Genomic DNA, 7752 nt, shown 5'->3' with positions numbered 1-7752 from the left:
GCGGCATAACCTGAATCTGAGGCAGCACCTGGCACGGCTGGGACGGAAGTCGCTGTCGCTCACAAAATCGGTGGAGCTGCATGACAAAGTCATCGGGCATTATCTGAACATAAAACACTATCAATAAGTTGGAGTCATTACCCTTTTTTCAACTTCTGATGGATGCGAGTGATTGAACTCATACATTAATGTTTTCCCACGAAGTCTTTTTTCAGGTAAGCCTTCGCACATATCGGTAAATAGCTTGCCTGCTTTTATTTTTTCTGTCATCGACATGTTCATTTTTAACATTCCGTCCTGATAAGTTGGTCGGATAAGGCGCTCGCGCCGTATCCGACATTAATTTCTTAAGCGACTTCATTCACCTGGCGACGCAGCAGAGAAAGTGGGCCGGGGCCGCTAAGCGTGAACACGGAAATTAAGGTGAAGCCCAGCGCCACCAGACCCAGCACCAGGTAAGCGCCCTGGAAACCGATGCTTTCATACATATTGCCCGCCAGAATAGACATAAAAATCATCGCCAGTTGCTTAAAGAAGCAGAAACAGACCAGATAAATCGTCGCTGAAAAACGCACTTCAAACTGGCTGGTAATATATTTAAAGCAGCCCACCAGCAGGAACGGTACTTCAAACATATGCAGCGTTTTCAGAATAACCACTTCCAGTGCTGAGGTAGCGAACGATGAGCCAATAATACGTACTGACATAATAGTGCCAGCCAGCAGCAGGGCGTTTTTCCCACCGATGCGATTAATGATCAGTGGCGCAAAAAACATAATCGAGGCGTTAAGTAATTCGCCCATTGTCGTTACGTAGCCAAATACCCGCGTACCCTGTTCACCGGTAGCAAAGAACGAAGTAAAGAAATTAGCAAACTGTTGGTCAAAAACATCGTAGGTGCAGGAAACGCCAATAACATACAGTGACAAAAACCACAGTTTTGGCTGTCTGAACAGTTCCAGCGCCAGCTTAAGGCTAAATGCCGAATGGTTGGCACCTACCGCATTGGCAACCGTGGCAGAAGAGGGCGCATCCGTTTTGGCGAAAAAGAGTAAAACGGCGAGGATGAATGCACAGCCAGAACCCAGCCAGAAAACAAACTGATTATTGATGGTGAACATGATGCCGACAATCGAGGCACACAGCGCCCAGCCAACACAGCCAAACATCCGCGCGCGACCATATTCGAAATTACTGCGACGGCTGACTTTCTCGATAAATGCCTCTACTGCTGGCGCACCGGCGTTAAAACAAAAGCCTAGATAAATACCACCAACAATCGATCCTACTAAAATGTTGTATTGTAACAGTGGCCCGAAGATAAAAATAAAGAACGGCGCAAACATCACTAACATGCCGGTAATAATCCACAGCAGGTATTTGCGCAGCCCGAGTTTGTCAGAAAGCAGACCAAACAGCGGTTGGAATAATAGCGAGAACAGAGAAATAGCGGCAAAAATAATACCCGTATCACTTTTGCTGATATGGTTGATGTCATGTAGCCAAATCGGGAAAAACGGGAAGTAGGCTCCCATGATAAAAAAGTAAAAGAAAAAGAATAAACCGAACATCCAAAAGTTTGTGTTTTTTAAATAGTACATAATGGATTTCCTTACGCGAAATACGGGCAGACATGGCCTGCCCGGTTATTATTATTTTTGACACCAGAGCAACTGGTAATGGTAGCTACCGGCGCTAAGGTGGAATTCCGCCGACACTGACGGGCTCCAGGAGTCGTCGCCACCAATCCCCATATGGAAACCGTCGATATTCAGCCATGTGCCTTCTTCCGCGTGCAGCAGATGGCGATGGCTGGTTTCCATCAGTTGCTGTTGACTGTAGCGGCTGATGTTGAACTGGAAGTCGCCGCGCCACTGGTGTGGGCCATAATTCAATTCGCGCGTCCCGCAGCGCAGACCGTTTTCGCTCGGGAAGACGTACGGGGTATACATGTCTGACAATGGCAGATCCCAGCGGTCAAAACAGGCCGCAGTAAGGCGGTCGGGATAGTTTTCTTGCGGCCCTAATCCGAGCCAGTTTACCCGCTCTGCTACCTGCGCCAGCTGGCAGGTCAGGCCAATCCGCGCCGGATGTGGCGTATTGCTCGCCACTTCAACATCAACGGTAATCGCCATTTGACCACTTCCATCAATCCGGTAGGTTTTCCGGCTGATAAATAAGGTTTTCCCCTGATGCTGCCACGCGTGGACCGTGGTAATCAGCACCGCGTCGGCAAGCGTATCTGCCGTGCACTGCAACAACGCTGCTTCGGCCTGGTAATGGCCCGCCGCCTTCCAGCGTTCGACCCAGGCGTTAGGGTCAATGCGGGTCGCTTCACTTACGCCAATGTCGTTATCCAGCGGTGCGCGGGTGAACTGATCGCGCAGCGGCGTCAGCAGTTGTTTTTTATCGCCAATCCACATCTGTGAAAGAAAGCCTGACTGGCGGTTAAATTGCCAACGCTTATTATCCAGCTCGATGCAAAAATCCGTTTCGCTGGTGGTCAGTTGCGGGATGGCGTGGGGCGCGGAGGGGAGTGTCACGCTGAGGTTTTCCGCCAGACGCCACTGCTGCCAGGCGCTGATGTGTCCGGCTGCTGACCATGTGGTCGCGTTCGGTTGCACTACGTGAACCGTTAGCCAGAGTTGTCCGGCGCTCTCCGGCTGCGGTAGTTCAGGCAGTTCAATCAACTGTTTACCTTGTGGAGCGACATCCAGAGGCACTTCACCGCTTGCCAGCGGCTTGCCATCCAGCGCCACCATCCAGTGCAGGAGCTCGTTATCGCTATGACGGAACAGGTATTCGCTGGTCACTTCGATGGTTCGCCCGGATAAACTGAACTGGAAAAACTGCTGCTGGTGTTTTGCTTCCGTCAGCGCCGGATGCGGCGTGCGGTCTGCAAAGACCAGACCGTTCATGCAGAACTGGCGATCATTCGGCGTATCGCCAAAATCACCGCCGTAAGCCGACCACGGATTGCCATTTTCATCATATTTAATCAGCGACTGATCCACCCAGTCCCAGACGAAGCCGCCCTGTAAACGGGGGTACTGACGAAACGCCTGCCAGTATTTAGCGAAGCCGCCAAGACTGTTACCCATCGCGTGGGCGTATTCGCAAAGGATCAGCGGGCGCGTCTCTCCAGGCAACGAAAGCCATTTTTTGATGGACCATTTCGGCACAGCCGGGAAGGGCTGGTCTTCATCCACGCGCGCGTACATCGGGCAAATAATATCGGTTGCGAAGGTGTCGGCTCCGCCGCCTTCATACTGTACCGGGCGGGAAGGATCGACAGATTTGATCCAGCGATAGAGTGCGTCGTGATTAGCGCCGTGGCCTGATTCATTCCCCAGCGACCAGATGATCACACTCGGGTGATTACGATCGCGCTGCACCATTCGCGTTACGCGTTCGCTCATCGCGGGTAGCCAGCGCGGATCATCGGTCAGACGATTCATTGGCACCATGCCGTGGGTTTCAATGTTGGCTTCATCCACCACATACAGGCCGTAGTGGTCGCACAGCGTGTACCACAGCGGATGGTTCGGATAATGCGAACAGCGCACGGCGTTAAAGTTGTTCTGCTTCATCAGCAGGATATCCTGCACCATCGTCTGCTCATCCATGACCTGACCATGCAGAGGATGATGCTCGTGACGGTTAACGCCGCGAATCAGCAACGGCTTGCCGTTCAGCAGCAGCAGACCATTTTCAATCCGCACCTCGCGGAAACCGACATCGCAGGCTTCTGCTTCAATCAGCGTGCCGTCGGCGGTGTGCAGTTCAACCACCGCACGATAGAGATTCGGGATTTCGGCGCTCCACAGTTTCGGGTTTTCGACGTTCAGACGTAGGGTGACGTGATCGGCATAACCACCACGCTCATCGATAATTTCACCGCCGAAAGGCGCGGTGCCGCTGGCGACCTGCGTTTCACCCTGCCACAAAGAAACCGTCACCCGCAGCTCATCGCGCAGCTCGCCGTACATCTGAACGTCTGCCTCCAGTACAGCGCGGCTGAAATCATCATTAAAGTGAGTGGCTACATGGAAATCGCTGATTTGCGTGCTCGGTTTATGCAGCAACGAGACGTCACGGAAAATGCCGCTCATCCGCCACATATCCTGATCTTCCAGATAACTGCCGTCACTCCAGCGCAGCACCATCACCGCGAGGCGGTTTTCTCCGGCGTGTAAAAATGCGCTCAGGTCAAATTCAGACGGCAAACGACTGTCCTGTCCGTAACCGACCCAGCGCCCGTTGCACCACAAATGAAACGCCGAGTTAACACCATCAAAAATAATTCGCGTCTGGCCTTCCTGTAGCCAGCTTTCATCAACATTAAATGTGAGCGAGTAACAACCCGTCGGATTCTCCGTGGGAACATACGGCGGATTGACCGCAATGGGATAGGTCACGTTGGTGTAGATAGGCGCATCGTAACCGTGCATCTGCCAGTTTGAGGGGACGATGACAGTATCGGCGTCAGGAAGATCGCGCTCCAGCCAGCTTTCTGGTACCGCTTCTGGTGCCGGAAACCAGGCAAAGCGCCATTCACCATTCAGGCTGCGCGACTCTTGGGAAGGGCGATCGGTGCGAGCCTCTTCGCTATTACGCCAGCTGGCGAAAGGGGGATGTGCCGCAAGGCGATTAAGTTGGGTAACGCCAGGGTTTTCCCAGTCACGACGTTGTAATACGACGGCCAGTGAATCCGTAATCATTGTCATAGTTGTATCCTGCGTGAATTGTTATCCGCTCACATTTTCGCATAACATACGAGCCGGACACATAGAGTGTAAAGCCTGGGGTGCCTAATGAGTGAGCTGACTCACATTAATTGCGTTGCGCTCACTGCCCGCTTTCAAGTCGGGAAACTTGTCGTGCCAGCTGCATTAAGGAATCTGCCAACGTGCGGGGAGAGGTGGTTTGCGTATTGGGCGCCAGGGTGGTTTTTCTTTTCACCAGTGAGACGGGCAACAGCTGATTGCTCTTCACCGCCTGGCCCTGAGAGAGTTTCAGCAAGCGGTCCACGCTGGTTTGCCCCAGCAGGCGAAAATCCTGTTTGATGGTGGTTAACGGCGGGATATAACACGAGCTGTCTTCGGTATCGTCGTATCCCACTACCGAGATATCCGCACCAACGCGCAACCCGGACTCGGTAATGGCGCGCATTGCGCCCAGCGCCATCTGATCGTTGGCAACCAGCATCGCAGTGGGAACGATGCCCTCATTTAGCATTTGCATGGTTTGTTGAAAACCGGACATGGCACTCCAGTCGCCTTCCCGTTCCGCTATCGGATGAATTTGATTGCGAGTGAGATATTTATGCCAGCCCGCCAGACGCAGACGCGCCGAGACAGAACTTAATGGGCCCGCTAACAGCGCGATTTGCTGGTGACCCAATGCGACCAGATGCTCCACGCCCAGTCGCGTACCGTCTTCATGGGAGAAAATAATACTGTTGATGGGAGTCTGGTCAGAGACATCAAGAAATAACGCCGGAACATTAGCGCAGGCAGCTTCCACAGCAATGGCATCCTGGTCATCCAGCGGATAGTTAATGATCAGCCCACTGACGCGTTGCGCGAGAAGATTGTGCACCGCCGCTTTACAGGCTTCGACGCCGCTTCGTTCTACCATCGACACCACCACGCTGGCACCCAGTTGATCGGCGCGAGATTTAATCGCCGCGACAATTTGCGACGGCGCGTGCAGGGCCAGACTGGAGGTAGCAACGCCAATCAGCAACGACTGTTTCCCCGCCAGTTGTTGTGCCACGCGGTTGGGAATGTAGTTCAGCTGCGCCATCGCCGCTTCCACCTTTTCCCGCGTTTTCGCAGAGACGTGGCTGGCCTGGTTCACCACGCGGGAAACGGTCTGATAAGAGACACCGGCATACTCTGCGACATCGTATAGCGTTACTGGTTTCACATTTACCACCCTGAATTGACTCTCTTCGGGTGCTATCATGCCATACCACGAAATGTTTTGCGCCATTCGGAGGGGGCACGCCGAAGTGAGATTCAAAATGCCGACGTCAGTTCACAGGTGGGTAATGATACCAACGTGTTGATTTCGTATTTTCACTGACACCAGGATCATCCTGATGTTACAAGGATTGAATGACTACAGATTAAAATAGTCATCAACAGGTTGACAGCATTACCCAGCGCCCGCTTTCCGCGTATTTTTCGATTTGCACTGCCGGGGGCACTGGCGGGTATCGCGTTCCGCACACTTTTACATTTATTTATCTGGTGACTGACCTTTTTAAGGAGACAGAATGAAAGCCGTTGGTTTCTGGCAACCCGGGAAAGTACATCCGTTATTGAAGATTTGTCGCTTCCCCACCCATCCATGCCCAAGGGGCGTGATCTTTTGATCAGAGTCAGGGCGGTCGCGGTTAACCCACGGGACCTGAAAAGCCGGCGAAACATCAGTCCCTCTGCAGGCAATCCGGTAGTTATGGGATACGACGCTTCCGGTGTTGTTGAAGCAACCGGACCAGAGGTGACGCTGTTCAGGCCAGGTGACCACGTTTTCTATGCCGGTGTGCTCGATCGCCAGGGAGCCAACGCAGAGTTTCAGCTGGTTGACGAACGCATTACGGGGATAAAGCCGGCAGCACTAAGTTTTGAAGCTGCAGCGTCGGTTCCTCTGACCGGTCTGACAGCCTGGGAAATGTTATTTGATCGTCTGCAGTTGTCAGTGAACGGAGATGCTGATCAGACCCTGTTGATGCTTGGCGGTGCGGGCGGAGTCCCTTGTATGGCTATACAGCTTGCCCGCACTCTGAGTCGGGTGAACATCATCGGGACTGCCTCCCGGCAGGAGAGTGTCAGAGCGGTTCGCGGGTTTGGTGCGCATTATGTCCTGGATCATTCATGTGCGCTTGCGCCACAGGTTGCCAGCCTTGCTGGACTCCCTCCCATTACCCGGATTTTCTCAACGTACACCACGCCATCTGCCTGGGAAAATATGGCCGAAATTATTGCCCCACAAGGCCGTATCGGACTCATCGACGACCCTGAACCACTGGATCTGCGTTTGATCAAATTTAAGAGCGTTTCTGTTCACTGGGAGGCAATGTTTACCCGCCCCATGCATGCTACTGCGGACATGTCTAAACAGCATGATATTCTTAACAAACTCTCATGCATGCTGGATTCCGGTAAGCTCAAACCTCCGTTGCTGGCAGAGTATGGCAGGCTGAATGCTAAAGCACTTCGCCGGGCTCATGAGGACATGGAAAATAAAAATGTGAACGGGAAAATTGTTTTTTCAGGGTTCTGATGAACAGGCCTGTCAGAGTAAAAAAAGATTCGGGTTCAGCACAATGCTGAATTCTGTCTGGCTATAGAGTAAGAATCGTACCGGAATTGAGCATTTACCCTCAGTACCTGCGGATGAAAAAGCAGTCTGCCCTGACATACTGAACAATCCCTTCTCATAAGATGCCTCTCTTTTGCTGTTTAAAGAGCTGAGCAGTCCGGGCGGAGACTGACCTCGTTCCGCTTTCCAAGCGACCCCCTTGTTGAAAGTGCGACAAAAGAGATAGGGCGAATGACTATACTTCGCTCATAGCTGCCCGCCATGCCAGCTCAAAAAACAGGCTTAACGTAGGATATTTAATGAGATGGTCACTCCCTCCTTCCCGGTACTATGCTGAGGACAGGCTTTCATTCGGAGAACTATCATGGAAAACATTGCGCTCATTGGTATCGATCTGGGTAAAAACTCTTTCCATATTCA

The 7752-nt window shown here is 52.4% G+C and carries 4 protein-coding genes and 2 pseudogenes; 2 read left to right on the top strand and 4 right to left on the bottom strand.

The window, feature by feature from the left end:
* Positions 1 to 127: IS1 family transposase (locus OH663_RS25570; protein WP_213090707.1), on the top strand; the 127-nt coding region annotated here is incomplete at its 5' end.
* Positions 128 to 141: 14 nt separating this feature from the next.
* On the opposite strand, the pseudogene OH663_RS25565 reads toward OH663_RS25570, so the two are convergent.
* The 4 genes and pseudogenes from OH663_RS25565 to lacI form a co-directional block, all read right to left on the bottom strand.
* Positions 142 to 282: pseudogene (locus OH663_RS25565) on the bottom strand (maltose acetyltransferase domain-containing protein); the annotation flags it as partial.
* Positions 283 to 347: 65 nt separating this feature from the next.
* Complete coding sequence (lacY, locus tag OH663_RS25560; protein ID WP_003846917.1) at positions 348 to 1601, bottom strand: lactose permease; 1254 nt, start codon at positions 1599 to 1601, stop codon at positions 348 to 350.
* Positions 1602 to 1652: 51 nt separating this feature from the next.
* Positions 1653 to 4727 carry a beta-galactosidase gene (gene lacZ / locus OH663_RS25555; RefSeq protein ID WP_007894989.1) on the bottom strand — a complete coding sequence of 1025 codons (3075 nt, stop codon included), beginning with the start codon at positions 4725 to 4727 and terminating at the stop codon, positions 1653 to 1655.
* A gap of 121 nt (positions 4728 to 4848) precedes the next feature.
* Positions 4849 to 5931 (bottom strand): DNA-binding transcriptional repressor LacI, encoded by a 1083-nt coding sequence (gene lacI / locus OH663_RS25550; protein WP_007851507.1) that lies wholly within the window; start codon positions 5929 to 5931, stop codon positions 4849 to 4851.
* Between the two features lie 352 nt (positions 5932 to 6283).
* Between lacI and OH663_RS25545 the strand changes: the two are divergent.
* Positions 6284 to 7293 (top strand): annotated as a pseudogene (locus tag OH663_RS25545) (zinc-binding alcohol dehydrogenase family protein).
* The last annotated feature ends 459 nt before the right edge of the window (positions 7294 to 7752 follow it).

This window comes from Citrobacter sp. Marseille-Q5395, assembly GCF_947057495.1.
GTDB lineage: Bacteria > Pseudomonadota > Gammaproteobacteria > Enterobacterales > Enterobacteriaceae > Citrobacter > Citrobacter murliniae.
Note: the sequence above shows the minus strand (reverse complement) of the source record. Positions and strands in the feature narration are given on the sequence as shown.